Consider the following 24,096-nt stretch of genomic DNA (forward strand, 5'->3'; position numbering starts at 1 on the left):
GGTGATGCTTCCGGGGGGGGCGTCGGCCCTTGCGCAGCTCCTAGTGGAGCCGCGCCTTGGCGCGCGCCCGGGTCAATCCTTCCGCAAAAGACACCGCCGTGTCCAGACCCCTGCCGCTGCCCAATGCAACCACCGCAGGTCGGCTGCGCGAAAGCAGCGCACGCGCCGCGTCGCGGGTCGATTCGACACTGACGGCGTCGATCCGGGCCACCAGCTCCTGCACCGTCTGCGGCCGCCCATAGGCGAGCACGTGCCGGGCGAGCTGCTCGGCCCGGGAGCTGCAGCTCTCCAGCGCCATCAGGAGGCCGGCCTTCATCTGCGCCTTGGCGCGCGCAACTTCGGCTTCGGTCAGCGTCTCCACCGATTCGTTCATGATGTCGACGACGACCTCCATCATCTCGGGCGCGTCGGCGGGATCGGTGCCGGTGTAGAGTCCGAAGAAGCCGGTATCGCTATAGGGCGCGTGGAAGGTGTAGATCGAGTAGCAGAGGCCGCGCTTCTCACGCACCTCCTGGAACAGCCGCGACGACATTCCGCCGCCGAGGATGTTGGTGAAGACCTGGAGCGAGAACAGCGACGGCTCGATCTGCGGCACGCCTTCCAGCGCCAGCGTCAGATGCGCCTGCTCGAGCTCGCGATGCACCACCTTGGCGCCGCCCTGGCCGAAGGTCGCAGCCTGCGGCTTCGGGCCCGGCGCCGCCTCGAAGCTCGCAAACCGGTTCTCGACCTCGGCGACGACCTGCCTGTGATCGACGGCGCCGGCGGCCGCCACCACCATGTCGGGGCCGCGATAATGCGTCGAGAGATAGCCGCGGAGCATGTCGCGGTTGAAGCCGCGCAGCGTCTTCGCCGTGCCGAGCAGCGAGCGGCCCATCGGCTGGTCGGGATAGCAGAGCTCGTTGAGATGTTCGAACACGACGTCGTCGGGCGTGTCCTGCGCGGCGCCGATCTCCTGCACGATGACGTTCTTCTCGCGCTCGAGCTCTTCCGGCTCGAAGGCGGGATTGGCGAGGATGTCGGCGAGCACGTCGAGAGCGAGCGGCACGTCGGCCTTCATCACCCGCGCGTAATAGGATGTCGTCTCGGTCGAGGTGCCGGCATTGAGGTCGCCGCCGACCGCCTCGATCTCCTCGACGATCTCACGCGAGGAGCGCCGCGTCGTGCCCTTGAATGCCATGTGCTCGAGCAGATGCGAGATGCCATGCTCGTTCGGCCTCTCGTCGCGGCCGCCGACGCCGGCCCAGACGCCGAGCGCGGCGGTCTCGACGTGAGGCATGTTGTCGGTGACGATGGTGAGGCCGGATGCAAGCTTGGAAATCTCGACGCTCATCCGGCTACTCCCTGTTTTGCGGCGCGGCTGACCGACAGCACGAACCGCTCCACCTCGCTCTGGTCGTTCTTCATCACCTTCATGTGTTCGGATTTGGTCATCAGACCATCCAGCCATGCTGGCAGTTGCGGCCGCTGGCCGCAGGCCGCCTCCACCGCATCGGGGAATTTGGCCGGATGCGCGGTGGAGAGCACGATGCCGGGCACCGTCGTATCGGTGGTGTCGCGGTCGGCCACCGCCAGCGCCACCGCGGTGTGGGGGTCGACGAGCTCGCCAGCTTCCCGCCAGGCGGCGCGGATCGCCGCTGCGGTCTCGGTCTCGTCGGCACGGCCGGCGTCGAACTCCTCGCGGATCGCCGCGAGCATGGCGTCGGGCAGCACGAAGCGCCCGGACTGCTTCAGCGAGTCCATCAGCCGGCGCACGACAGGCGCATCACGCCGGCTCGCCTCGAACAGCAGCCGCTCGAAATTCGAGGAGATCTGGATGTCCATCGATGGCGAGGCCGTGGCGTGCACCTCACGCACCTCGTAGATCCCGGTCTTGAGCGTGCGCGCCAGGATGTCGTTGACGTTGGCGGCGATGTGCAGGGTCCGCACCGGCAGGCCCATGCGCTTGGCAACGTAGCCGGCAAAGATGTCGCCAAAATTGCCGGTCGGCACCACGAAATCCACCGCACGCGCCGGCGCGCCGACCGCAACCGCGGAGCTGAAGTAGTAGACCACCTGGGCGACGATGCGCGCCCAATTGATGGAGTTGACGCCGGACAGTGCGGTCGCATCGCGGAAGCGGTGATTGTTGAACATCCCCTTCACGAGCGCCTGGCAGTCGTCGAACGTGCCTTCGATGGCGAGCGCGTGGACGTTGGCCGCCCCCGTCGTCGTCATCATCCGCTGCTGCACCTCGGAGATGCGCCCGTGCGGGAACAGCACGATGAGATCGACATTCTCAAGGCCCGCGAACGCCTCGACCGCCGCGCCGCCGGTGTCGCCGGAGGTCGCGACCACGATGGTGGTGCGCTGGCCGCGCTTGGCGAGCACATGATCCATCAGCCGCGAGATCAGCTGCATCGCGACGTCCTTGAAGGCGAGCGTTGGACCGTGGAACAGCTCCAGCACGAACTGGTGCGGCGACATCTGCCGCAACGGCACCACCGCCGGATGGCGGAAGGTGGCATAGGCCTCATTCGCCATGCGGCCGAGCTCGGCGTCCGAAATCTCACCGCCGGTGAAGGGGCGGATGACGTCGACCGCGACCTCCCAATAGGGGCGGCCGAAGAAGCTCGCGATCGTCGCAGCCGAGAGTTGCGGCCAGGTCACCGGAACGTAGAGGCCGCCGTCGCGGGCAAGCCCGGTCAGCATCACGTCGCAGAAGCCGAGTTCGGGGGCCTCGCCCCTGGTCGAGATATAACGAGTCAAAACCGCCCTCCAAAGGCCGGCCCAAGCCCAAGCTTGCACCTTAAGCCTTTGATTTCATGATGTTCCTAGTTCTTTCGCCACAAGCTCACCGGCACCATAAAGTGTTTTGCGGCCTCGGGAAACCGCTTCCCGCTCCGCTTAGCGCCCCACGAAAAAGGGCTGCGGCGATGCCGCAGCCCTCTCTTGGAAGGTCTGTCGTTGTTTCTTGCAGACCCGTTTGCCTCGTTTGGGACGCCTACCCGTTGAATTGCTCGCGCGAGCTTTCCCCGCGTGTCATCAAATCGTCAAGGGCAAAAACGACGTACCTCTGCAAATGTTCCGATTCTTCCCGATGCAGATTTAGCCGCGCTCAACGCAAGCGAGCGCGGCACTCCCTTTTCTTGCCATTTTTTCCCGATCGTCGGGCAATGCCAGGAACAACGGCGGCGTCCGCCGATTGTGTCGGCGGACGGTGTCCGCCTTGTCCACGCATTGCCCAACCCAGAGACGGCACCGATCCCCGCCGGCCGGACCGGCTGCAGCCCCGAGCAGCCCGGTCCGGTCCCTGCCGGGACAATCAGCTCATACCGATTTCGACGGCGATCCGGATCAGGTCGGAATGGCTCTTGGCGCCGAGCTTCTGCTTGAGCAGGGACGTGGTGTTGGCGACCGTCTTGTAGGAGATGCCGAGCGCCTCGGCGACCTCGACGATCTTGTCGCCGCGGCCAAGCAGGCGGAGAATTTCGAGTTCGCGCGGTGTCATCTGCGACGCCGGATTGGCCTTGATCGCCGCGCCCGAGAACGTCACGGCCTCAGCGAGCTGCGGCGAGATGAAGTTGTCGCCCGCGACCACCTTGCGCACCGCCTTCAGCAGGATCCTGGGATCGTCGCCCTTGGAGACGTAGCCCTGCGCACCCAGCTCGACCGCCCGCACCACGAAGGCCGGGTCGTCGTTCATGCTGAACATGATGATCTTGGCGTCCGGGTCGTCCTTGCGAATCCGCCGCATCAGCTCGAAGCCCGACACGTCCGGCAGGCTGATGTCGATGACCGTCACGTCCGGACGCTTGCTGATAAAGGCGCGGTGACCGGATTTGGCGTCGCTCGCCTCGTCGATGCGGATCGACTGGTCGGAGGCGAACAGGGTCCGGCAACCGGACAGAACCACCGGATGGTCGTCGACGATCAGCACCCGGGTAGCGGCTTTGGCACTATCTTGCATCGCGCACTCTCGTTTGACGAAGTCATAGACCGACGGGAACAAATGGAAAGAGAGAATTCCGCCAATACGCGTTAGAATTGACCTAATGTGGCAGCGGCTCTCCTTCAGGACCCAATTATTCCTCCCGCTCGGCGTGATGTTCATCATAGCGCTGATCATGGGCGGCGCACTGCTGCACGAGTTTGCGACCGGCCAGTTGGCCGACGAGAACGAACCGGGACGGCGCTCGGCTGTTATCGTCGCTGCGGCTCTGAACGAGGCGCTGCGCGCCTCCGACAACCCGCGGCAGACGCTGGATGCATTTGTGCATTCTCTCGGCGCGCCTTCCGATATCCAATTCCGCTCTGTGGAATCGGGTCAATCGCCCTCCCCGAAGGATGCGTTGCGCGACACGCATAGCATCCCGCAATGGTTCGCCGACCTGCTCGCCATTCCAGACGTGAGTGCCGCGTCGCCTGTCCTGATTGACGGCAAGCATGTCGGCGACATCCTATTCCAGCCCGACCTGTCGGCAGACCTGTTCGAAAAATGGGTCGGCTTCCTGGCACTCACCTGCTTCATCGTCGCGCTCACCGGGATGACGGCAATCATCGCATACGGATTCGCTGGATCAGCGCTACGTCCTCTTGAAAACCTCGGCCGGGGCCTGACGCGGATGCGGCGCGGCGACTACGCAAAACCGATTCCTGTCGGCGGGCCGCCGGAAATCAGGCAAAGCTGCGAGGAAGCCAATGCGCTGGCGCGCACGCTCGAACGATTGAGCCGGGACAATCGCCAGCTGCTGCACCGCCTGGTGTCGCTCCAGGACGACGAACGGCGCGATCTCGCGCGCGAGCTGCACGACGAGCTCGGGCCGCTTCTGTTCGGCATCCGCGCCGGTGCGATCGCATTGCTCGAGGCCGCGCCGAACGATGCGGGAAATCCCGGAAATCCGACGCAACAGGTGCTGCTGTCGGTCGAGGCGCTGCAGCAGGCCAACCGCCGTATCCTCGACCGGCTGCGGCCGCTCTACATTTCGGATCTCGGGCTTAGAACCAGCGTGCAGACGCTGCTCCAGAATTTCCGCAAGCAGGCGCCAAACATCGAGCTGACGGCAACCCTCGATCCGGTGCTCGATCAAATCGAGGGGCCGCCGGCGCAGACCGTCTATCGCGTGATCCAGGAGGCGCTCACCAACGTTCTGCGCCACGCCAGGGCGAGCAGCGCCCATGTGCAGGCGACCGTCGATGGCGGCGCGCTCGCCATCGAGATTTCCGACGACGGCTGCGGCTTTCCGGCCGAGAACGTGTTCGGGCGCGGCCTGACCGGCATGCACGAGCGGGTGCGCGCGCTCAGCGGATCGCTGTCCGTGCTGCGCGCGGACGAGCGCACTTATGTGCGTTGCCGCCTGCCGGTCGAACCGGCACGGGACGCGCCAGCATCCGGCTAGAGCATGATCCGGAAAAGTGTGCAGCGGTTTTCCCTCGCGACAAACGCGGAACGCGTTTGCGCGGAGATCATGCTCCAACAATAAACTGAAGCGCGATGACGATTCATCCCAATCTCATCGCGCTTTAGCATGCACAGCCGTCGCGCGCGGCCTGCCATGCGGGCTTGCAGAGCATGCTGTGGATCTTGCCGTCCGGACTGAAGTGAAACGAGACGCGGACGCACAGGGAGCGCGCCACCGAATATTCGAGATCGACTCCGTACGGCCGTGGGCTGATCTCCTCCAGGCCGAAACCCGCCGACGAGAAGGCGTTCAGCTGCGCCCCCCAATAGGCTTCGAGCTCGCCGCGGCCGCGATAGCGACGCGTGTCGTTGCATGTGCATTCGAGCTCGGCGTCATCGGCATAGAGGTCGAGCAGCGTCGCAAGGTCGCCCTTCCGGCAGGCATCCACCCAGTCGACGACGATTCCCATCTGATCAAAATCGCTCACGTCGCAATCCTCTCTGCCGAGGAAAATTTCCGGGCGGCTTAGGGCTAGCCTCGTGAATATCGGCTTAATAATAAACCCCGGAAAATACGGGGTTCCTTCGAAGAATCCCCGCGGCGCACCTGGTCTTGCCCCTAACCTTGCCGCCGTCCTCGCACCCAGACGCCGAAGGCGATCAGCACGGCCAGCGCGAGCGCGAACCAGGTGATGGCGTATTGCAGGTGATCATCCTTCAGATGCACGTCGAGCGGGCCCGGCCGCGGAACGCCGTTCTGGGGCACCGGCTGCTCCAGGTCGACGTAGAACGGCGCGACCGCGCCCCAGCCGAGTGAGCTTGCGATCGCCAGATGATCGCGCACGAACCACAGCCGCTTGTCGCGATTTTCCGCCGGCGTCAGTAGGCCGGGCGGCTCGGGGAACCGCAAATAACCGGTGAGCGCGACGGGCTCGCCGGTGACGAGCTTCTTCACCGCGCGGTCCTCGATGGCGCGATCCTGCATCGTGTTCTCGACGAAACCTGCATCGATCACGACCATCTCGCCGGTCGGCAGGCGCGCCGGCAGTAAGGCCCAGGTACCGGGGCCGGAGGCATCCTTGCGCACGGCGGAGCCGGACGAATAGACCATCGCATCCGGAAGCGGCGCGTAGGTCGCGGTGAAGCTGACGCGGCGGAATTCGTCGCTTGCGGCATTGAGCGCAGCCCATTGCGCCGGCGGCGGCAGCGCGATCGGCGCGGCCGCGAGCCGTTCGGTGAGCGCGTCGATCAACTCATGCTTGGCGGCGCGGCGCTGCAACTGCCAGACGCCCAGCGCGACGAAGAATGCCATCATCATCAGCGTGAACAGCGCGAAGCCGGCCACGCGAGGCTTGCGCGCAGTCCCGTTCATTTCGCGCGGTCGATCAACCGGCCGGGCGCCGCCTTGTGGTGGAACTGCAGGGCGATCAAAAGTGACTTCATCGCGCGCAGCGGCAACAGCGTGGTCGCGAGGATCAGCGGCAGCCAAAGCACGGCGTGAAGCCAGAATGGCGGTTGATACTTGACCTCGACGACGAGCGCGCAGCCGACCACGATCGCGCCGGCCAGCATGATGATGAAGATCGCGGGGCCGTCGCCGGAATCGATGAAGGCGTAGTCGAGGCCACAATGGTCGCACCGCGGGGCGAGCGTCAGGAAGCCCGCATAGAGCTTGCCCTCGCCGCAGCGTGGGCATTTGCAGGCGAGCCCGCGCAGCGCGCTTTGCAGGACGCTGGTCTGGGACTCGGGGGGGCCGGCCGTATCGTTCATGATGAAGGAGCCTATCACAGTTTCTGCCGAAACTCCGGCAGCCGGAAAGCGAAAGGGCGGCCTTCCCGGCCGCCCTTTCCAAGATCGATCCGTCGCGGCGTCAGTGGGCGCCGTGGGCCATGGTCTCAGCGCCGCGTCCCCAGACATAGATGCAGAGGAACAGGAACAGCCAGACCACGTCGACAAAGTGCCAGTACCAGGCGGCGAACTCGAAGCCGAGGTGCTGCTTCGGCGTGAAGTGGCCGGCATAGGCGCGCGCCAGGCAGACGATCAGGAACACGGTGCCGACCAGCACGTGGAAGCCGTGGAAGCCGGTCGCCATGAAGAAGGTCGCGCCGTAGACGTTGCCGGCGAACGAGAACGCCGCGTGGCTGTACTCGTAGGCCTGCACGCAGGTGAAGGTCGCACCGAGCAGGATGGTGAGGATCAGGCCGTACTTCAGGCCCTGACGGTCATTCTCGAGCAGCGCGTGGTGCGCCCAGGTCACCGTGGTGCCGGAGGTCAGCAGGATCAGCGTGTTGAGCAGCGGCAGGTGCCAGGGATCGAAGGTCTCGATGCCGTGGGGCGGCCAGGTGCCCGGCACGGAGCAGGCGCCGGCCTGGGTGCCGAGGCCGCAACCGAACACCGCATCGCGGGTGGCGTGGACGGCATCGGCCGGGAACAGCGCGGCGTTGAAATAGGCCCAGAACCAGGCGACGAAGAACATCACCTCGGAGGCGATGAACAGGATCATGCCGTAGCGGTGATGGAGCTGCACGACGCGGGTATGGTCGCCCTTGTACTGGGCTTCCTTGATCACGTCGGCCCACCAGCTCGCCATGGTGTAGAGCACGCCGACGGTGCCGACACCGAAGATGATCGGCGCGGCAGCGAACATGTGGTGCATCCAGGCGATCGCACCGAACGCCATGACGAAGGCCGAGATCGAGCCGACCGCCGGCCACGGCGAGGGATCGACGAGGTGATAGTCGTGATGCTTGCCTTGCGCTGTGGCCATTGCCGTCTGTCTCCTCAATCCCGTGCCTGTCCGGCACTTATCCCCTTAGATCCAACCCCCGGTACGTGCGCCCGGCAATCAGAGATTTCCCTTGCGTTTGTCACCGTCGCCCGAGGCGAGCGGCTTCACCACCGGCTCGCGCACCGGATAGAACGTATAGGACAGCGTGATCGTGTTCAGCCCGTCATTTTCGGGGTCGTCGACGATCGACGGGTCGACGTAGAACACCACCGGCATCTCGCGCTTCTCGCCGGGCGCCATGGTCTGCTCGGTGAAGCAGAAGCAGTTGATCTTCTGGAAATAGGATCCGACCGTCAGCGGCGCGACGTTGTAGGCGGCCTGGCCTGCGGTGGTACGCGCGGCCTGGTTGGTCACCGTATAGTAGACGGTCGTGACCTGGCCGATATTGACCTCGACCTCGCTCTGCTCCGGCTCGAACTTCCAGGGCAGGCCGGGCGCGACGTTGGAGTCGAAGCGCACCGAGATCTTGCGCGCGATCGGTCCGGTGGCTGGCGCCGAGGTCGCGACCTGCGTCGTGCCGTTGAAGCCGGTGGCGCGGCAGAACCAGTTATAGAACGGCACCGCGGCGTAGGATGCGCCGACCATCAGCGCGACCACGCCGCCGCAGATCGAGGCGACCAGCGCATCGCGACCAAGGCCACGGCGCTTTCCCGCCGTCCGGCTCTCATCCCGCGATATGGTCGGTTGCTGATCCATCTTTCCTACAACGGCCGAACTAGCACTGCCGGTCCCTTGACCATGGTGACGGCGAAGAACAGCACCACGAGCACGCCGAGCGCGAGCGCGATCGCGATCGAGCGCTGACGACGGCTCCTTTTCTGTGCCTCGGTGAGGACGATTCCATCTGGATCTTGCTTGTCGGCCATTCCGTTATCATGCGCCCCCTGCCATCGGAGCAAGCGCTCGGAACACGACCTCGGCGAGCAGGGTCGCAAACAGCGCGAACAGATAAAGGATGGAAAAAGCAAACAGCTTGCGGGTCGCGCGCAGCGACTGGCTGCGCTCGCGACGCATATAGACGTTGATCGCGAGCACCAGCATGCCGGCACCGAGGATCAGCGAGGTGACGCCGTAAATGGCGTCGAAATAGCCGAGCGCCCAGGGCGCTGCGGCCACCGCGATCAGAACGATCGTGTAGAGCAGGATCTGGAGCCGCGTCGCATCGGGACCGGCGACGTTGGGCAGCATCGGAATGCCGGCGCGGGCATAGTCATCGGACCGGAATAGCGCCAGCGCCCAGAAATGCGGCGGGGTCCAGAAGAAGATGATGGCGAACAGCAGCAGAGGCTCGACGTCCACCGTGCCGGTCACGGCGGCCCAGGCCACCACCGGCGGCAACGCGCCGGCGGCGCCGCCGATCACGATGTTCTGCGCGGTCCAGCGCTTCAGGAGCATCGTATAGATCACGACGTAGAAGAAGATCGTGAAGGCGAGCAGCGCGCCCGCAATCCAGTTGACGAGGATGCCGAGCGTCATCACCGAGAAGAAGGCGAGCGTCATGCCGAACGTCATCGCCTCGGGCCGGGTGATGCGGCCGCGCGGGATCGGCCGGTTCGCCGTGCGCGACATCTTGGCGTCGACATCGCCCTCGAGCGCCATGTTGAGCGCGCCGGACGCGCCGGCGCCGACGGCGATGCAGAGCAGCGAGGTGATCGCCAGCACGGGGTGGAAATGCCCCGGCGCCATCGCCATCCCGACCAGCGCCGTGAAGATCACGAGCGACATCACCCGCGGCTTGAGCAGCGCGATATAATCACCAACCTCCGCCTCGGAGATCCGGGGACCGATGTCGATGGCGTTATGATCGAGGACGGACACTTAATTCTACTCGCTTCGCTATAGAGCCGCGGCGCCCATGACAGGCGCCGCGGGCGTTTGCTTACTGCACGCGCGGCAGCACTTCGAACTGGTGGAAGGGCGGCGGCGAGGACAGCGTCCACTCCAGCGTGGTCGCGCCCGCACCCCAGGGATTGTTGCCCGCCGGAACCTTCTTCATGAAGGCGTCGAACACGCAGTAGAGAAAGATCAGGACGCCGAAGCCGGAGATGTAGGAGCCGAGCGACGAGATGTAGTTCCAGCCTGCGAAGGCATCGGGATAGTCGACATAGCGGCGCGGCATGCCCGACAGGCCGAGGAAGTGCTGCGGGAAGAACACCAGATTGACGCCGATGAAGGTGACCCAGAAGTGCAACTTCGCGAGTGCCTCGTTGTACATGTAACCCGACATCTTCGGGAACCAGTAGTACCAGCCGGCGAAGATCGCGAACACGGCGCCGAGCGACAGCACGTAGTGGAAGTGCGCGACGACGTAGTAGGTCTCCTGCAGCACGCGGTCGACGCCGGCATTCGCCAGCACGACGCCGGTGACGCCGCCGACCGTGAACAGGAAGATGAAGCCGATCGCCCAGATCATCGGGGCGCGGAATTCGATCGAGCCGCCCCACATCGTGGCGATCCAGGAGAAGATCTTCACGCCGGTCGGAACCGCGATCACCATCGTGGCGGCGACGAAATAGGCCTGCGTCGCCGAAGACATGCCGACCGTGTACATGTGGTGCGCCCACACCACGAAGCCGATGCCGCCGATCGCGACCATGGCGTAGGCCATGCCGAGATAGCCGAACACGGGCTTGCGCGAGAAGGTCGACACGATCTGGCTGATCATGCCGAAGCCGGGCAGGATCAGGATGTAGACCTCGGGGTGACCGAAGAACCAGAACAGGTGCTGGAACAGCACGGGATCACCGCCGCCATCGGGCGCGAAGAAGGTGGTGCCGAAGTTGCGATCGGTGAGCAGCATGGTGATCGCACCGGCGAGCACCGGCAGCGACAACAGCAGCAGGAACACGGTCACCAGGATCGACCACACGAACAGGGGCATCTTGTGCAGGGTCATGCCCGGCGCGCGCATGTTGAAGATCGTGGTGATGAAGTTGATGGCGCCAAGGATCGACGAGGCACCGGCAAGGTGCAGCGACAGGATCGCGAAGTCGACGGCCGGACCCGGATGGCCCGAGGTCGACAGCGGCGCATACATGGTCCAGCCGGCGCCGACGCCGTTGGCGCCCGGCTCACCCTCGACGAAGGTGGAGCACAGCAGCAGCGCGAAGGAGGCCGGCAGCAGCCAGAACGAGATGTTGTTCATGCGCGGGAACGCCATGTCCGGCGCGCCGATCATCAGCGGCACGAACCAGTTGCCGAAGCCGCCGATCATCGCCGGCATGACCATGAAGAAGATCATGATCAGGCCGTGGCTGGTCACGAAGACGTTGTAGGTGTGCGTCTCGTGGAAGATCTGCACGCCCGGATACATCAGCTCGGCACGGATCGCGATCGACATCGCGGCACCGATGATGCCGGCGATGACCGCGAAGATCAGGTACATCGTGCCGATGTCCTTGTGGTTGGTCGAATAGACGTAGCGCCGCCATCCGGTCGGATGGGCGTGCTCGTCATGCGCGTGATCGCCGTGTGCCGCTGCGCTCGTTGCCATTTTCAAATCCTGCCTTGCGTCCCATTCGGACCTTGTTGCGGTCCCGCCCTTCAAGTCGCGTTCAGTCGCCTTAGCCCTTCGCTTACTGCGTCGGGCCGGCGGCGGAGGCGAAAGTGCTGGCGCCGCCGCTCGCAAATTTCTTCTTGGCCGATTCAACCCAGGAGGCGAACTCCTGGTCGGAGACCACGCGAACCGCGATCGGCATGAAGGCGTGATCCTTGCCGCACAGCTCCGAGCACTGGCCGTAGTACATGCCGGTCTTGGTGGCCTTGAACCAGGTCTCGTTCAGCCGGCCGGGGATGGCGTCGATCTTGACGCCAAAGGACGGCACCGCGAAGGCGTGGATGACGTCGGCGCCGGTGGTCTGGACGCGAATCACCTTGTTGACGGGCACCACCATCTCGTTGTCGACGCCGAGCAGCCGCGGCTGCTTGTCCTGCGCCATCAGCGAGTCGAACTCGAACTTGCCGTTGTCCGGATAGGCGTAGGACCAGTACCACTGCTTGCCGGTGGCCTTGATGGTGAGGTCCGCCTTCGGCACGTCCAACTGGAGGAACAGCAGGCGGAACGACGGCACCGCGATGCCGACCAGGATCAGCACCGGCACCAGCGTCCAGACCACCTCGATCAGCGTGTTGTGGGTGGTCCGCGACGGCACCGGATTGGCCCTCGCGTTGAACTTGATGACCACGATCACCAGCAGCGCCAGGACGAACAGCGTGATGGCGGCGATCAGGACGAACAGGAAATTGTGGAACCAGACGATGTTGTCCATCACTGGCGAGCCGGAGGCCTGCAGAGTCCATTCCCACGGCTGCGGCTGGCCCAGCTCGGCAAATGCCGCACCGCCCGTCGCCAGCGTCAGGCCAGCTACGGCCACTCCCAGCAAGTGCCGGCCCACCCGGCCCATCGACATCCTCATGCCGTCGCGCTCCCCTTACGAAATCACCCCAAGTGCGCCCCCCTCTTGATGGGAAACGCTTATTCGATTCGTCCGTCTGACAAACCGCCGCGCAAGAATACCTCTAAGAGGAATTGGGGCCAGATCGCTAGAACGCCGAAATCAAGCCTCTCAAACCATAATTCTTGATCTATCGCAATGCAGTCTTGAGCCCTGTCTGTCAGTCGTCACCCGCAAGATATTTCCTAGTAAGTTCAGACAAAAATACCGTTTCCCGGGATGCCGCGGCTTGACAGCGGGATTGCCCGCGGTAGGCACTGGTCAACTGCCGCGCCGGAACCTGATTCGGATCGGGGCGAGACGGCTGGCGCGGCGCGAGATTTGCTTGGGAAGCGCCTTCAAGCCGCCCTCATTCCCGTATCAGTCCTGAAGGGACCAGCGACCCAAGCGATTAAAGGGACCGACCCCGATGGGGCTTTCGACATGCATGGCAAGGCCGGCTAACAGCCTCAGGACCCTCGCAGCCCTGCTGGCTGCGGTTCTGCTCCTCGCCCTGCCCGGTCTCGCCCATGCGCAGGGCGCGGTGCGCTCCGTCCATGGCGACTGGCAGATCCGCTGCGACACCCCGCCGGGCGCCCAGACCGAGCAATGCGCCCTGATCCAGAGCGTGGTCGCCGAGGACCGCTCCAATGCCGGCCTGACCGTGATCGTGCTGAAGACCGCCGACCAGAAGAGCCGGCTGATGCGGGTGGTCGCCCCGCTCGGCGTGCTGCTGCCCTCCGGCCTCGGTCTCAAGCTCGACAACCAGGACGTCGGCCGCGCCGGCTTCGTCCGCTGCCTGCCCAATGGCTGCGTCGCCGAGGTCGTCATGGACGACAAGCTGCTCGGCCAGCTCCGCAGCGCCAAGACCGCCACCTTCATCATCTTCGAGACCCCCGAGGAAGGCATCGGCTTCCCGCTCAGCCTGAACGGGCTGGGCGAGGGATATGACAAGTTGCCGTAGGGCGCCACACGCCCCGCGCCTCCTTTTCTCTCCCACCATCAGCGCCGTCATGGCCGGGCTTGTCCCGGCCATCCACGCACCACCGCGATCGAGGACGGACGTGGATGCCCGGGACAAGCCCGGGCATGACGACTGAAAAGGTGGCGCGCGCCTTTGCCCCGATTGTCATTGCGAGCGCAGCGAAGCAATCCAGGCTGTCTCCGCGGAGGGATTCTGGATTGCTTCGCTGCGCTCGCAATGACGGAGAGCCGTACCTATCGTTTCCGTAATGTGACGGTGCGCCCCCTCGCGGAATGCACCCGAAACCATTATCTTGCCTCACATCCCCCGATAATGGACGGACAGATGACCAACCCTGCCACGACCTCCCTGCTCGACCGCGCCAATCTCGATCGCGACCAGGTTCGCAACGAGGTCGCGCGCGGGCTTTCGGGCGCCGACGACGGCGAACTGTTCCTGGAATACAGCCAGACCGAAGCGCTGATGTTCGACAATGGGCGGCTCAAGCAGGCGACCTATGACACCTCGCAGGGTTTCGGCCTGCGCGCCGTCAAGGACGATGCGGTCGGCTACGCGCATTCCTCCGACGTGTCGCTGCCGGCGCTGATTCGCGCCGCCGATGCAGTCGCCGCCGTGCGCGGCGGCTATTCCGGCAGCTTCGCAAGCCCCCCGCCACACACCAATGTGCGGCTCTATGCCGATGACAATCCGCTCGATGCCCCGGGCTTCGAGACCAAGGTCAAGCTGCTCGCCGAGATCGACGCTTATTTGCGCGACAAGGATCCGCGGGTGCGGCAGGTCAGCGTCAGCCTCGGCGCGACCTGGCAGGTCGTCGAGATCCTGCGTCCCGATGGCGAGAGCTATCGCGACATCCGTCCGCTCGTGCGCGTGAACGTCTCCGTCGTCGCCGGCCAGGGCGACCGTCAGGAGAGCGGCAGCAAGGGCTATGGCGGCCGCGCCGGCTATGCCGAATTCATCGAGTCCAGGAACTGGCGCGAAGCCGCCGATGGCGCGCTGCGCGAGGCGCTGGTCAATCTGGAATCGATTCCGGCGCCCGCCGGCGAGATGGACGTCGTGCTCGGGGCCGGCTGGCCCGGCGTGATGCTGCATGAAGCGGTCGGCCATGGCCTCGAAGGCGACTTCAACCGCAAGAAGACCTCGGCCTTCGCCGGCCTGATGGGCCAGCAGGTCGCGGCCAAGGGCGTCACCGTGGTCGACGACGGCACGATTGCCTCGCGACGCGGCTCGCTGTCGATCGACGACGAAGGCACGCCGACCAACCGGACCGTGCTGATCGAGGACGGCATTCTGGTCGGCTACATGCAGGACCGCCAGAACGCGCGTCTGATGAACATGAAGCCGACCGGCAACGGACGCCGCCAGGGCTATGCCCATGTCCCGATGCCGCGCATGACCAACACTTACATGCTCGCGGGCGACCGCGAGCCGGGCGAGATCATCGCCTCGGTCAAGAACGGCGTGTTCGCCGCGAATTTCGGCGGCGGCCAGGTCGACATCACCTCGGGCAAATACGTGTTCCAGTGCACCGAGGCCTACAAGATCGAGAACGGCAAGATCGGCGCGCCCCTGAAGGGCGCCATGCTGATCGGCAACGGTCCGACCGACCTGCACCGCATCCGCGCGATCGGCAACGATCTCGCGCTCGACACCGGCATCGGCACCTGCGGCAAGAACGGCCAGGGCGTGCCGGTCGGCGTCGGCCAGCCGACGCTGTTGATGGAACGCATTACGGTCGGAGGCACCGGCGCATGAGCGCGGAGAAAATGAGCGCGACCACCACCGAGCCGAAGACCAGCCAGCCGAAGACAAGCAAGCCGAAGTCCAGCACCTGGCGCGGGCAGTTCGTGCAGCTCGCCGGCATCGTCGCCGCCGTGTTCATCGCCAAGGGCGCGCTGGCCGAGCCGTTCTACGTGCCGTCGGGCTCGATGGAGCCGACGCTGCTGATCGGCGATGCGCTGCTCGCTTCGAAATTCCCCTATGGCTACGGCACCTCGTCGCTGCCGATTCAGATCAACCTGCCCGAAACCGGCCGCGTGTTCGCCGAGACGCCGAAGCGCGGCGACGTCGTGGTGTTCCGCTGGCCCGGCGACCGCTCGCAGGCCTGGGTCAAGCGCGTCGTTGGTCTGCCCGGCGACCGCATCCAGATGCGCCAGGGTCAGCTCTTCATCAATGACCGCCCCGCCGAGCTGAAGCCGGACGGCGTCGGCTCGGCCGAGGACGACAATGGCGGCAGCGAGCCCGCCTATCGCTATGTCGAGACACTGCCGAACGGGGTGTCGCATCTGATCTTCAAGATGCGCGACAACGGTCCGCTCGACAACACGCCGGAGGTGACGGTGCCTGCCGGCCATCTCTTCGTGCTCGGCGACAACCGGGACAATTCCGCCGACAGCCGCGTGCCGCTGCGCTCTGGCGGCGTCGGCCTCTTGCCGATCGACAATCTGGTCGGCCGTGCCGACGCCGTGCTCGGCTCCTGGGACCTCGGCATGCGCGGCCAGCCGGTGTGGACCTGGCTCTCCGGCTTCCGCCTTGCGCGGTTCTTCACCGCCGTGCACTGAGCCACTCCTCATGACCTTCGACGACGTCAGAAAATTTGCGCTGACGTGGCCGGAGGTCGAGGACGGCAGCTCCTACGGCACGCCGGCGCTGAAGGTGCGCAAGAAGATGCTCGCGCGGCTGAAGGAGGACGGCGACAGCCTGGTGATGCCGGATGTCCCCGTCGACGAGCGCGCCATGCTGGTCGAAGGCCAGCCGAACATCTTTTATTTCACCGATCACTACGCCGCCTACCCGATCGTGCTGATCCGCCTGTCCAAGGCGAAGCGCGCGATTATCGAGCCGTTCCTGCGGCGGCGCTGGCGTGCGCTCGCGTCGAAGGCGGCGTGCGCGAAATACGATTCGGGTGAGAACGCGTGAGCGAAGCGATGGACTCGGCGCGTTTCCTCGCCCTGGCGCTGAAGAATCCAGTCAATGTTGCCATCATCGATGAATTGGCGCAGCTCGCGCTGCCGGATGCGTGGCTGGTGTCGGGATGCCTGGTGCAGACGGTGTGGAATGTGCTTACGGGCCGCGCAGTCGATCACGGCATCGCCGATTATGACGTGTTCTATTTCGATCCCGACACCTCATGGGAGGCCGAGGACGCGGTGATCCGCACGCTGCAGGCGCGGCTCGCGCATCTCGGGGTCAAGGTCGAGGCGCGCAACCAGGCGCGCGTGCATCTATGGTACCCCGGCAAGCATGGCCTGCCCTATCCGCCACTGACCTGTTCGACCGAAGGGATCGACCGCTTTCTGACGCAGAACACGCAAGTCGGTGTCAGGCGCGTCGGCGGGGATTTCGATGTCTATGCGCCGCACGGCTTCGACGATGTCGCAGGATTGATCGCGCGCCCCAATCCGGGCCCGAATTTCTCCGCCGCGAACTACGCCGTGAAAGCCGCGCGATGGAAGGCGCTGTGGCCGGAGATTACGGTGATAAAGGCGGAGTGAGGACGCCGCAGGGTAGGCAAAGGCGCGCTCTTCGCGCGCCGTGCCCACCACGACCAACCGTAGTCGCTGTGACATGGTGGGCACGGCGCAAACGCGCCTTTGCCCACCCTACGGCCCAGAATATTTGGTGCACGATACATCCTCGTCGTCATTGCGAGCGCAACTCGCAATGACGACGTTGAGAGCTTGCGCTTTACCGCACCACACCCGACGTGAACCCCGCCTTGCGGCGCGGCGGCTTGATCTCCTTTTTCAGGAAGCAGCGCGCCTCCCGGCCGGTATAGCCGGGACGGGCATAGGTGAAGGCGCGGCATTTGTTGTCGGCGGTGCAGGCGGCCTTGCAGGCCTCCTCGCCCTCGCCGACCTTGAGCTCGAAACTGCGCAGGTCGCCGCCGGGACGGTCGATCGACGTCTCCACGCCCTCGATGCGCGGCTCGATCACGCCGGCGCCGCGCACACCGGAGATGCAGCAATTTTCCGGCACGCGCGGCGGCACGGTGTTCTTGAGCCAGCACACAGCCGACCCGCCTTCGACGTCGGGATAGCTGAAGCTCCAGGAGTGGCAGCGCCGGTCGCGCTCGCAGAGCAGTGCACAATCCGCCGGATCGCCAGAGGCGACCGGTGTGCTGAAATAGTCGCCGCCGGGTCGGTCGAATGCGGTCTGGGCGCGCACCGGCGTCCACGCAAGCGCGAGCGCCAGCGTGACGCATGCCACGACGCTTGCCACGACGGCCCCAGGCAGGCGGCCCTTCCCCATCCGAACAGCTCTCGAGTTATTGACGATGCTTGCGTTTTTCAGCCGGTCATTTGATCGCCGCAAACCTGTATGGGCGATGAACGGCCTTGAGACCTGCTGTCGCCGGTCAGGCCAAAGCGCGATGAGATCGGGATGAATCGTCATCGCGCTTTAGGTTATTGCTTGAGCATGATCTTTTCGGAGACCCGCCGCGCACTTTGCGCGAACGCGGCCGTTCGGGTCCGGATCATGCTCTAGAAAGCGCATTCCTCGTAGGCCGGTTCCACCGAGCCGTTCCAGGGGCCGTTGAACTTGTCCAGCATCTCCTCGGCCGGCGTCCGGCCGGCATCGATGATGCGATCGAGCGGCTCGAGATGACGGGTCTCGTCGCGGCCGAGATGGTCGATCCGGCCACGCCGGCGCAGACCCGCATGTGCCAGAACGAGGCACTCCTTGGCGATCTCGAAGAGATAGCGGTCCCTGATCCGCGACTTGAAGCCGAAGCGGGGCACGTCGTCGCGCAGCGCCTGGCGCTCATGCGCGCTCCAGTGCTTCACGATGTCCCAGGCGGCATCGAGCGACACGTCGTCGTAGAGCAGCCCGACCCAGAACGCTGGCAGTGCCGGCAGCCGGCCCCACGGGCCGCCGTCGGAGCCGCGCATCTCGAGATAGCGCTTCAGCCGCACCTCGGGGAAGATCGTGGAGAGATGGTTGGCCCAGTCCGACAGCGTCGGACGCTCGCCGGGCAAATTGTTGTTGCGGCCGTCGAAGAAGGCGCGGAACGAGGAGCCGGCGACGTCGATGTAGTCGTCGCCGCGCTTGACGAAATACATGGGCACGTCGAGCGCGTAGTCGACATAGCGCTCGAACCCCATGCCGTCCTCGAACGCCCACGGCATCATGCCCGAGCGCGCATTGTCGGTGTCGCGCCAGATCTCGGAGCGGAAGGAGAGGAAGCCGTTGGGCTTGCCTTCGGTGAACGGCGAGTTGGCGAACAGCGCGGTCGCGACCGGCTGGAGCGCGAGCGACACCCGCAGCTTCTTGACCATGTCGGCTTCCGAGGAGAAGTCGAGATTGGTCTGCACCGTGCAGGTCCGAAACATCATGTCGAGGCCGTATTGGCCGACCTTCGGCATGTAGTTGCTCATGATCTTGTAGCGGCCCTTCGGCATCACCGGGATGTCGGCGCGCGACCAGGACGGCGTCATGCCGAGCCCAAGGAAGCCGATGCCGAGCGGGGCTGCGATCTCGCGCACCTGCGCCAGATGCGCCATCAGCTCGGCCTGGGTCTGGTGCACGGTCTCGACCGGCGCGCCGGACAGCTCGAACTGGCCGCCCGGCTCGAGCGAGATCGCACCGCCGCCGGTGACGTCGTAGAGCCCGATGATGTTACCCTTCTCCATGATCGGCTCCCAGCCGAGCAGGACCTTCATGCCTTCGAGCAGCGCGCCGATGCCGCGCGCGCCCTCGTAAGGAACCGGCCGGTGCTCGTCGAGCGTGAACGGCGTCTTCTCATGCTCGGTGCCGAGGCGGAATTCGGACGGGGCCTTGCAGCCGTCCTCGAACCACGTGACGAGCTCGTCACGCGATTGCAGCGGCGTCATATCGATCTGGTCTCGCGCCATTTCAAACTCTAATCAAAAGCGCTTCGACCGAACGCGCGCGGGTGACAGGGATGGTCCGCGAACCCACCGGGTGCGCGGCCGTGTTGGTTTGCCGCGGGATCATCGCGACGGCGTGCTTTCGTGAACGGGCGGCAGTTTCATCTCGCCGCATGAGCAACCCAGGCGGTCGAGCAGGGCACTGAGCTTGACGGCGTCGGTATCCGACAGTTTCGAGCCGACATATTTCTCGATCGCGGTGGAGTATGCACCCCACATCCGCTTCTGCAACTCGCGGCCCGCCTCCGTTATCTCGACAAACTGGCCGCGCTTGTCGATCTTGCATTCGCGGCGGGAGGCGAGCCCTTCGTCGACCAGGCGGTCGATCAGGCGCGAGGTGGAATATTGCGGGATCAGCATCTGCCGTTCGAGCTCCACCGGGCGCAGCTCGCCGGCCGGCGCGCGCGACAGTTCCAGGAGCGCGTCATACCAGGCCAGGGGCGGAAAGCCGGCCTTCTTGAGGTCCTGCTCGACGCAGTCGAGCACACGGCTCTGCACCCGCATCAGACGGATCCAGGCACCAGTTGCCTCGGTCGATGGTTTACGTTTCATGGTCAAGCTCAAACTCGTCGCCCGTTCTTACCCCACTCGATGCACCTGCATCAATCTTGACTATTACATGCAAATGCATGTAGGCGTTCCTTCGCCCCAACCAAGCGTCAAGAGGAGGAAATTCCATGAAACTGTATTATTCACCCGGCGCCTGCTCACTCTCCCCCCACATCGCGCTGCTCGAAGCCGACCTGCCCTACGAGCTGGTCAAGGTCGATATCCGCGCCAAGAAGCTCGAAAATGGTGAGGATTATCTGAAGGTGAATCCGAAGGGCCAGGTGCCCGCGTTGGGCCTTCCCAGCGGCGAGATCGTGACCGAAGGGCCGGTCATTGTCCAGATGATCGCCGACCAGGCGTCAAGCAAGGCACTGGCGCCGACCCGCGACAGTTCCGACCGCTACAAGCTGCTGGAGTGGCTGAACTTCCTCACCTCCGAGGTGCACAAGAGCTTCGGTCCGCTGTTCGCGCCGGCGCTGAACGACGAGGCCAAGGCGTTCTTCAAGGACCGCGTCATGGGCAAGCTGAAATACATCGACAGCCAGCTCGCCGGCCGCGACTATCTCATGGGCAAGCAGTTCACGGTGGCCGACGGCTATCTCTTCACGATGCTGACCTGGGCCGACAAGATGAAGTTCGACCTCTCCGCGATGCCGAACCTCACCGCCTACAAGGCCCGCGTCGCTGCACGGCCGAAGGTGCAGGAAGCCCTGAAGAAGGAGGGGCTGGCGCAGGCCGCGTGAGGCGCCGCGTATCGAATGCCGAAAGGCCGGATCAATGATCCGGCCTTTCTGTTATCGCGATCGGCAACGAGGTCAGGATTATCGAACCTCTCCTTAGACTTATGAACACTGTTCGCCGAATGTCAGTAATGCTGTCTTGTTACTACCTGCGAAGCGGGCAAGCTTGGCGGCATTGATTGAGGATTATTTGTATTCTCGTCGGAGTGGAACTTGGCGGTTGCGTTCATCCTGATCGTTGCTAGCGCGTTGGTGGGCGCGGCGAGCGGCTTCGTTTTCAGGATCTGGGCGCTGGTCTTGATCGCACCGGTGGTCGCAATCTTCTCTGCAATCGTTCTCCGGTCCTACGAGTTCGGCCTCGTCGCAGGCGTGACCACCATTGCCACCTGTCTTGCCATCTGCCAGCTGGCTTATCTCGCCGCGACCTATCTGCTGCACGCGCCGGACGTTTCAGCTCATCACGAAATCGACGGCGAGCCAGGTGAAGAGCGCGAGCAGAAAATCCGCCGCCAGCACAAGTAACGCCGCGACTGCCCAGAACACCGGCCCTTTGCGGCGCAGACGCACAGGCCTCTGCCGCGGCGAAGGCGCGGCAGCATGTTTCGGGGCGAGCTCACGATCGAGCGCAGTCTTCTGGAACACCAGAGAGTTCATTGCGGAACACTTTCTTCATTGATTTTCAACTTGCCGGCAGATCGGCAAGGGTCCCAACAAGGTCGATTTGCAAGTTCATGACCGGTTCGGGAGCAAGAGTAGTGCCAAGGAGTAGTACCAAGGCCGAGCAAAAGAACGGCGCCGCTTTGGCGCGCAGATAAACTCTGCGCGACGCCGCAACGTTCCAACCATGCATGCTTTTCTTGGCGAGCTCTGTGACGGGTTCCACAAACCTAACAGAAAAGCCAGATGCGCGTTTGCGGCTATCGGCCGCGCCGCATTCACCGCGTGCATCGCGCCGCCTCAGATCTTCGTGTGCTGAATACGCCCGCACACAAAAAAAGCCGGATCGATGATCCGGCCTTCTTGATTCACAATCTCGGCTACAAGTGCGCCTAGGCTGCAGCCGACTTCTTCGGCGCGAAGCGGCCGTAGAAGGTTTCGCCCTTCGCCGCCATCTCCTCGAGCAGCTTCGGCGGGGTGAAGCGCGAGCCGTATTTGGCTTCGAGCTTGTGGCAGAGCTCGACGAACTTCTTCGTGCCCATGAAGTCGATGTAGGACAGCGTGCCGCCGGTGAACGGCGCGAAGCCGAAGCCGAGGATCGAGCCGACATCCGCCTCGCGCGGATCGGTGATGACGTGATCCTCAACCGTGCGCGCGGCCTCCACCGCCTGCACCACCAGGAAGCGCTGCTTCAATTCCTCGACGTCCAGCGTATCGGGGTCGAGCTGCTTGGGCTGAAGCGCCGAGAGACCGGGCCACAGGCTCTTCTGGCCCTTGCCCTTCTCCGGATAGTCATAGAAGCCCTTGCTGTTCTTGCGGCCGAGCCGGCCCTGCTTCTCGACCATCTCCACCATCAGCTTCTTCTGATCGGGGTTGATGGCGTTCGGACCGAGGTCGGCTTCGGTCGCCTTCATGATCTTCAGGCCGAGGTCGAGCGCGACTTCGTCCGACAGCGAGAGCGGGCCGACCGGCATGCCGGCCATCTTGGCGCAATTCTCGATCATCGCCGGCGGCACGCCCTCGAGGAACATCTCGTTGCCTTCGGCCACGTAGCGGCCGACGCAGCGATTGGCGAAGAAGCCGCGGCTGTCGTTGACCACGATCGGCGTCTTGCCGATGGTGCGGACATAGTCGAGCGCGGTTGCGAGTGCGACGTCGCCGGTGTTCTTGCCGAGGATGATCTCGACCAGCATCATCTTCTCGACCGGCGAGAAGAAGTGAATGCCGACGAACTTGCCCTGGTCCTTGAATCCTTCCGCGAGCGAGGTGATCGGCAGCGTCGAGGTGTTCGACGCGAAGATCACGTCGGGCTTCAGATATTCCTGCGCCTTGGCGAAGGTCTCGGCCTTGACCTTGCGATCCTCGAACACGGCCTCGATGACGAGGTCGACGTCCTTCAGCGCGGCATAGTCAGGGGTCGCCGTGATGCGCGCGAGCAGCGCATCGGCATCGGCGGGCTTGGCGCGGCCCTTCTTGATCTGATCCTCGACCACCTTCTGCGCATGCGCCTTGCCCTTGTCGGCGCTCTCCTGGTCGCGGTCGATCAGGACGACGTCGAGGCCGGCGCGGGCCGAGACGTAGCCGACGCTCGCGCCCATGAAGCCGGCGCCGATCACGGCGATCTTCTTCACCTTGGTCGGCGGCACGTCCTTCGGACGGCGCGCGCCCTTGTTCAGCTCCTGCATCGACAGGAACAGGCTGCGGATCATCGCGGCCGCTTCCTTCGAGCGCAGCACCGAGGTGAAGTAGCGCGATTCGACGCGCAGCGCCGCGTCGATCGGCAACTGCAGCCCCTCATAGACGCAGCTCATGATCGCGCGCGCGGCCGGATAGTTGTCGTAGGTCTCGCGGCGATAGATCGCGTTGCCGGCCGGGAACATCATCATGCCGGCCTTGGAGAACACCGGGCCGCCGGGCAGCTTGAATCCCTTCTCGTCCCAGGGCGCGACTGCCTTGCCGCCACCCTTGATCCAGTCCTTCGCCGCCTTGATGAGGTCGCCGGCCGGCACGATGGCGTGAATCAGATTCAGCGCCTTGGCCTTCTCGATGGTGACCGGATCGCCCTTGAGCAGGATCGTCATCGCATCCTGCGGCGGCACCAGCCGCGGCACGCGCTGCGTGCCACCGGCGCCCGGGAACAGGCCGACCTTGACCTCGGGCAGGCCGAGCCGCGTCTTGGGATTCTCCGCCGCCACGCGATAGTGGCAGCACAGCGTGATCTCGAAGCCGCCACCGAGCGCGAGGCCGTTGATCGCGGCCGCCCACGGCTTGCCGGAAGTCTCGATCGAGCGCAGCACCTGCGAGAAGCGCCGGCTCTGCTCGAACAGCATCTGGTTCGCCGCGGTCTCGCCCTGCTCCTTGAAGACCTTGGCGTAGGCCTGGTTCATGCCCTCGAGCATCGACAGGTCGGCGCCGGCGCAGAACGCCTCCTTGGCCGAGGTGATGACGACGCCCTTCACCGCGGCGTCAGCCGTCGTGTCCTTGACGATCGCGTCGAGCTCGTTGGTCGAGGTCTCGTCGAGCACGTTCATCGAACGGCCCGGGATGTCCCAGGTGACGAGCGCAATGCCCTCGGCGTCGGTCTCAACCTTGAAATTCTTGTAAGCCATGTTGGTTGCTCCTCGGTGCCGCAGCCGATCTCAGGCGCGGCGGTTTGACTTGAGATCTCGTAGGGTGGAT

General features: G+C 64.6%; 24 protein-coding genes. 8 read left to right on the forward strand and 16 right to left on the reverse strand.

The window, feature by feature from the left end:
• Positions 1-40: 40 nt before the first annotated feature.
• The 3 genes from AXW67_RS25490 to AXW67_RS25500 all read right to left on the reverse strand — a co-directional run bounded on the left by AXW67_RS25490 (position 41) and on the right by AXW67_RS25500 (position 3,946).
• Complete coding sequence (locus tag AXW67_RS25490; protein WP_027549679.1) at positions 41-1,330, reverse strand: M16 family metallopeptidase; 1,290 nt, start codon at positions 1,328-1,330, stop codon at positions 41-43.
• Positions 1,327-2,745 carry a threonine synthase gene (thrC, locus tag AXW67_RS25495; RefSeq protein ID WP_063680090.1) on the reverse strand — a complete coding sequence of 473 codons (1,419 nt, stop codon included), beginning with the start codon at positions 2,743-2,745 and terminating at the stop codon, positions 1,327-1,329. Before thrC ends, AXW67_RS25490 begins: the two co-directional genes overlap by 4 nt.
• 556 nt (positions 2,746-3,301) lie before the next feature.
• A complete protein-coding gene (locus AXW67_RS25500) occupies positions 3,302-3,946 on the reverse strand; it encodes a response regulator transcription factor (RefSeq protein ID WP_063680091.1) in 645 nt (214 codons plus the stop codon).
• A gap of 85 nt (positions 3,947-4,031) precedes the next feature.
• Here AXW67_RS25500 and AXW67_RS25505 point away from each other — a divergent pair, with 85 nt between their 5' ends.
• On the forward strand, positions 4,032-5,375 hold the full coding sequence (locus AXW67_RS25505) for an ATP-binding protein (RefSeq protein WP_063680092.1): 1,344 nt from the start codon (positions 4,032-4,034) through the stop codon (positions 5,373-5,375).
• Between the two features lie 124 nt (positions 5,376-5,499).
• Here AXW67_RS25505 and AXW67_RS25510 read toward each other — a convergent pair whose 3' ends face one another.
• From AXW67_RS25510 to coxB, 9 genes are all read right to left on the reverse strand, one after another.
• Positions 5,500-5,865, reverse strand: coding sequence for a nuclear transport factor 2 family protein (locus AXW67_RS25510; RefSeq protein ID WP_063680093.1), 366 nt, complete (start codon positions 5,863-5,865; stop codon positions 5,500-5,502).
• Between the two features lie 131 nt (positions 5,866-5,996).
• Positions 5,997-6,749 carry an SURF1 family protein gene (locus AXW67_RS25515; protein WP_063680094.1) on the reverse strand — a complete coding sequence of 251 codons (753 nt, stop codon included), beginning with the start codon at positions 6,747-6,749 and terminating at the stop codon, positions 5,997-5,999.
• Positions 6,746-7,147, reverse strand: a complete 402-nt coding sequence (locus AXW67_RS25520) for a DUF983 domain-containing protein (protein WP_063680095.1) — start codon at positions 7,145-7,147, stop codon at positions 6,746-6,748. The genes AXW67_RS25515 and AXW67_RS25520 overlap by 4 nt, the downstream gene beginning before the upstream one ends.
• Positions 7,148-7,247: 100 nt before the next feature.
• A complete protein-coding gene (locus AXW67_RS25525; protein WP_027549686.1) occupies positions 7,248-8,144 on the reverse strand; it encodes a cytochrome c oxidase subunit 3 in 897 nt (298 codons plus the stop codon).
• A 78-nt stretch (positions 8,145-8,222) separates the two neighbouring features.
• A complete protein-coding gene (locus AXW67_RS25530) occupies positions 8,223-8,861 on the reverse strand; it encodes a cytochrome c oxidase assembly protein (protein WP_027549687.1) in 639 nt (212 codons plus the stop codon).
• Positions 8,862-8,866: 5 nt separating this feature from the next.
• A complete protein-coding gene (locus AXW67_RS25535) occupies positions 8,867-9,031 on the reverse strand; it encodes a hypothetical protein (protein ID WP_027549688.1) in 165 nt (54 codons plus the stop codon).
• Between the two features lie 7 nt (positions 9,032-9,038).
• Positions 9,039-9,983 (reverse strand): heme o synthase, encoded by a 945-nt coding sequence (locus tag AXW67_RS25540; protein WP_027549689.1) that lies wholly within the window; start codon positions 9,981-9,983, stop codon positions 9,039-9,041.
• Positions 9,984-10,044: 61 nt separating this feature from the next.
• Positions 10,045-11,658 carry a cytochrome c oxidase subunit I gene (ctaD, locus tag AXW67_RS25545; RefSeq protein WP_027549690.1) on the reverse strand — a complete coding sequence of 538 codons (1,614 nt, stop codon included), beginning with the start codon at positions 11,656-11,658 and terminating at the stop codon, positions 10,045-10,047.
• A gap of 82 nt (positions 11,659-11,740) precedes the next feature.
• Positions 11,741-12,580 carry a cytochrome c oxidase subunit II gene (gene coxB, locus AXW67_RS25550; protein ID WP_063680096.1) on the reverse strand — a complete coding sequence of 280 codons (840 nt, stop codon included), beginning with the start codon at positions 12,578-12,580 and terminating at the stop codon, positions 11,741-11,743.
• A gap of 448 nt (positions 12,581-13,028) precedes the next feature.
• Here coxB and AXW67_RS25555 point away from each other — a divergent pair, with 448 nt between their 5' ends.
• The 5 genes from AXW67_RS25555 to AXW67_RS25575 all read left to right on the forward strand — a co-directional run bounded on the left by AXW67_RS25555 (position 13,029) and on the right by AXW67_RS25575 (position 17,074).
• Positions 13,029-13,562 (forward strand): invasion associated locus B family protein, encoded by a 534-nt coding sequence (locus AXW67_RS25555; protein WP_027549692.1) that lies wholly within the window; start codon positions 13,029-13,031, stop codon positions 13,560-13,562.
• A 345-nt stretch (positions 13,563-13,907) separates the two neighbouring features.
• Positions 13,908-15,335: a metalloprotease TldD gene (gene tldD / locus AXW67_RS25560; RefSeq protein WP_063680198.1), complete on the forward strand. Its 1,428-nt coding sequence runs from the start codon at positions 13,908-13,910 to the stop codon at positions 15,333-15,335.
• A complete protein-coding gene (gene lepB / locus AXW67_RS25565) occupies positions 15,332-16,141 on the forward strand; it encodes a signal peptidase I (protein ID WP_063680097.1) in 810 nt (269 codons plus the stop codon). The genes tldD and lepB overlap by 4 nt, the downstream gene beginning before the upstream one ends.
• A gap of 10 nt (positions 16,142-16,151) precedes the next feature.
• Positions 16,152-16,499 (forward strand): MmcQ/YjbR family DNA-binding protein, encoded by a 348-nt coding sequence (locus AXW67_RS25570; RefSeq protein WP_063680098.1) that lies wholly within the window; start codon positions 16,152-16,154, stop codon positions 16,497-16,499.
• Positions 16,500-16,507: 8 nt separating this feature from the next.
• Positions 16,508-17,074, forward strand: a complete 567-nt coding sequence (locus AXW67_RS25575; protein WP_063680099.1) for a nucleotidyltransferase family protein — start codon at positions 16,508-16,510, stop codon at positions 17,072-17,074.
• A 193-nt stretch (positions 17,075-17,267) separates the two neighbouring features.
• Here the strand turns inward: AXW67_RS25575 and AXW67_RS25580 are convergent, their stop codons facing one another.
• The 3 genes from AXW67_RS25580 to AXW67_RS25590 form a co-directional block, all read right to left on the reverse strand.
• Entirely contained in the window at positions 17,268-17,831 is a 564-nt protein-coding gene (locus AXW67_RS25580) for a PAN domain-containing protein (RefSeq protein ID WP_063680100.1), read from the reverse strand.
• 233 nt (positions 17,832-18,064) lie between these two features.
• The gene (locus tag AXW67_RS25585; protein WP_063680101.1) at positions 18,065-19,435 is read right to left on the reverse strand and encodes a glutamate--cysteine ligase; all 1,371 of its coding nucleotides are present in this window, start codon (positions 19,433-19,435) and stop codon (positions 18,065-18,067) included.
• Between the two features lie 99 nt (positions 19,436-19,534).
• On the reverse strand, positions 19,535-20,023 hold the full coding sequence (locus AXW67_RS25590; protein ID WP_027549699.1) for a MarR family winged helix-turn-helix transcriptional regulator: 489 nt from the start codon (positions 20,021-20,023) through the stop codon (positions 19,535-19,537).
• A gap of 125 nt (positions 20,024-20,148) precedes the next feature.
• On the opposite strand from AXW67_RS25590, the gene gstA reads away from it, so the two are divergent.
• Both gstA and AXW67_RS25600 read left to right on the forward strand, forming a co-directional pair.
• On the forward strand, positions 20,149-20,763 hold the full coding sequence (gstA, locus tag AXW67_RS25595; protein ID WP_027549700.1) for a glutathione transferase GstA: 615 nt from the start codon (positions 20,149-20,151) through the stop codon (positions 20,761-20,763).
• A gap of 210 nt (positions 20,764-20,973) precedes the next feature.
• Positions 20,974-21,282 carry a hypothetical protein gene (locus AXW67_RS25600; protein WP_063680102.1) on the forward strand — a complete coding sequence of 103 codons (309 nt, stop codon included), beginning with the start codon at positions 20,974-20,976 and terminating at the stop codon, positions 21,280-21,282.
• Between the two features lie 527 nt (positions 21,283-21,809).
• Here the strand turns inward: AXW67_RS25600 and AXW67_RS25605 are convergent.
• Positions 21,810-24,026 (reverse strand): FAD-dependent oxidoreductase, encoded by a 2,217-nt coding sequence (locus AXW67_RS25605; protein ID WP_063680103.1) that lies wholly within the window; start codon positions 24,024-24,026, stop codon positions 21,810-21,812.
• Positions 24,027-24,096 lie beyond the last annotated feature (70 nt).

The sequence above is a fragment of the Bradyrhizobium neotropicale genome, assembly GCF_001641695.1.
GTDB classification, from domain to species: Bacteria; Pseudomonadota; Alphaproteobacteria; order Rhizobiales; family Xanthobacteraceae; genus Bradyrhizobium; species Bradyrhizobium neotropicale.

Excerpts from the sequence above, each read along its gene's own strand:
- AXW67_RS25490 (WP_027549679.1), bottom strand. The coding sequence starts at position 1,330 with ATGAGCGTCGAGATTTCCAAGCTTGCATCCGGCCTCACCATCGTCACC.
- AXW67_RS25500 (WP_063680091.1), bottom strand. The coding sequence starts at position 3,946 with ATGCAAGATAGTGCCAAAGCCGCTACCCGGGTGCTGATCGTCGACGAC.
- AXW67_RS25505 (WP_063680092.1), top strand. The coding sequence starts at position 4,032 with ATGTGGCAGCGGCTCTCCTTCAGGACCCAATTATTCCTCCCGCTCGGC.
- AXW67_RS25515 (WP_063680094.1), bottom strand. The coding sequence starts at position 6,749 with ATGAACGGGACTGCGCGCAAGCCTCGCGTGGCCGGCTTCGCGCTGTTC.
- AXW67_RS25520 (WP_063680095.1), bottom strand. The coding sequence starts at position 7,147 with ATGAACGATACGGCCGGCCCCCCCGAGTCCCAGACCAGCGTCCTGCAA.
- AXW67_RS25525 (WP_027549686.1), bottom strand. The coding sequence starts at position 8,144 with ATGGCCACAGCGCAAGGCAAGCATCACGACTATCACCTCGTCGATCCC.
- AXW67_RS25530 (WP_027549687.1), bottom strand. The coding sequence starts at position 8,861 with ATGGATCAGCAACCGACCATATCGCGGGATGAGAGCCGGACGGCGGGA.
- AXW67_RS25535 (WP_027549688.1), bottom strand. The coding sequence starts at position 9,031 with ATGGCCGACAAGCAAGATCCAGATGGAATCGTCCTCACCGAGGCACAG.
- ctaD (WP_027549690.1), bottom strand. The coding sequence starts at position 11,658 with ATGGCAACGAGCGCAGCGGCACACGGCGATCACGCGCATGACGAGCAC.
- coxB (WP_063680096.1), bottom strand. The coding sequence starts at position 12,580 with ATGAGGATGTCGATGGGCCGGGTGGGCCGGCACTTGCTGGGAGTGGCC.
- AXW67_RS25555 (WP_027549692.1), top strand. The coding sequence starts at position 13,029 with ATGGGGCTTTCGACATGCATGGCAAGGCCGGCTAACAGCCTCAGGACC.
- tldD (WP_063680198.1), top strand. The coding sequence starts at position 13,908 with ATGACCAACCCTGCCACGACCTCCCTGCTCGACCGCGCCAATCTCGAT.
- lepB (WP_063680097.1), top strand. The coding sequence starts at position 15,332 with ATGAGCGCGGAGAAAATGAGCGCGACCACCACCGAGCCGAAGACCAGC.
- AXW67_RS25570 (WP_063680098.1), top strand. The coding sequence starts at position 16,152 with ATGACCTTCGACGACGTCAGAAAATTTGCGCTGACGTGGCCGGAGGTC.
- AXW67_RS25575 (WP_063680099.1), top strand. The coding sequence starts at position 16,508 with ATGGACTCGGCGCGTTTCCTCGCCCTGGCGCTGAAGAATCCAGTCAAT.
- AXW67_RS25580 (WP_063680100.1), bottom strand. The coding sequence starts at position 17,831 with ATGGGGAAGGGCCGCCTGCCTGGGGCCGTCGTGGCAAGCGTCGTGGCA.
- AXW67_RS25585 (WP_063680101.1), bottom strand. The coding sequence starts at position 19,435 with ATGGCGCGAGACCAGATCGATATGACGCCGCTGCAATCGCGTGACGAG.
- AXW67_RS25590 (WP_027549699.1), bottom strand. The coding sequence starts at position 20,023 with ATGAAACGTAAACCATCGACCGAGGCAACTGGTGCCTGGATCCGTCTG.
- gstA (WP_027549700.1), top strand. The coding sequence starts at position 20,149 with ATGAAACTGTATTATTCACCCGGCGCCTGCTCACTCTCCCCCCACATC.
- AXW67_RS25605 (WP_063680103.1), bottom strand. The coding sequence starts at position 24,026 with ATGGCTTACAAGAATTTCAAGGTTGAGACCGACGCCGAGGGCATTGCG.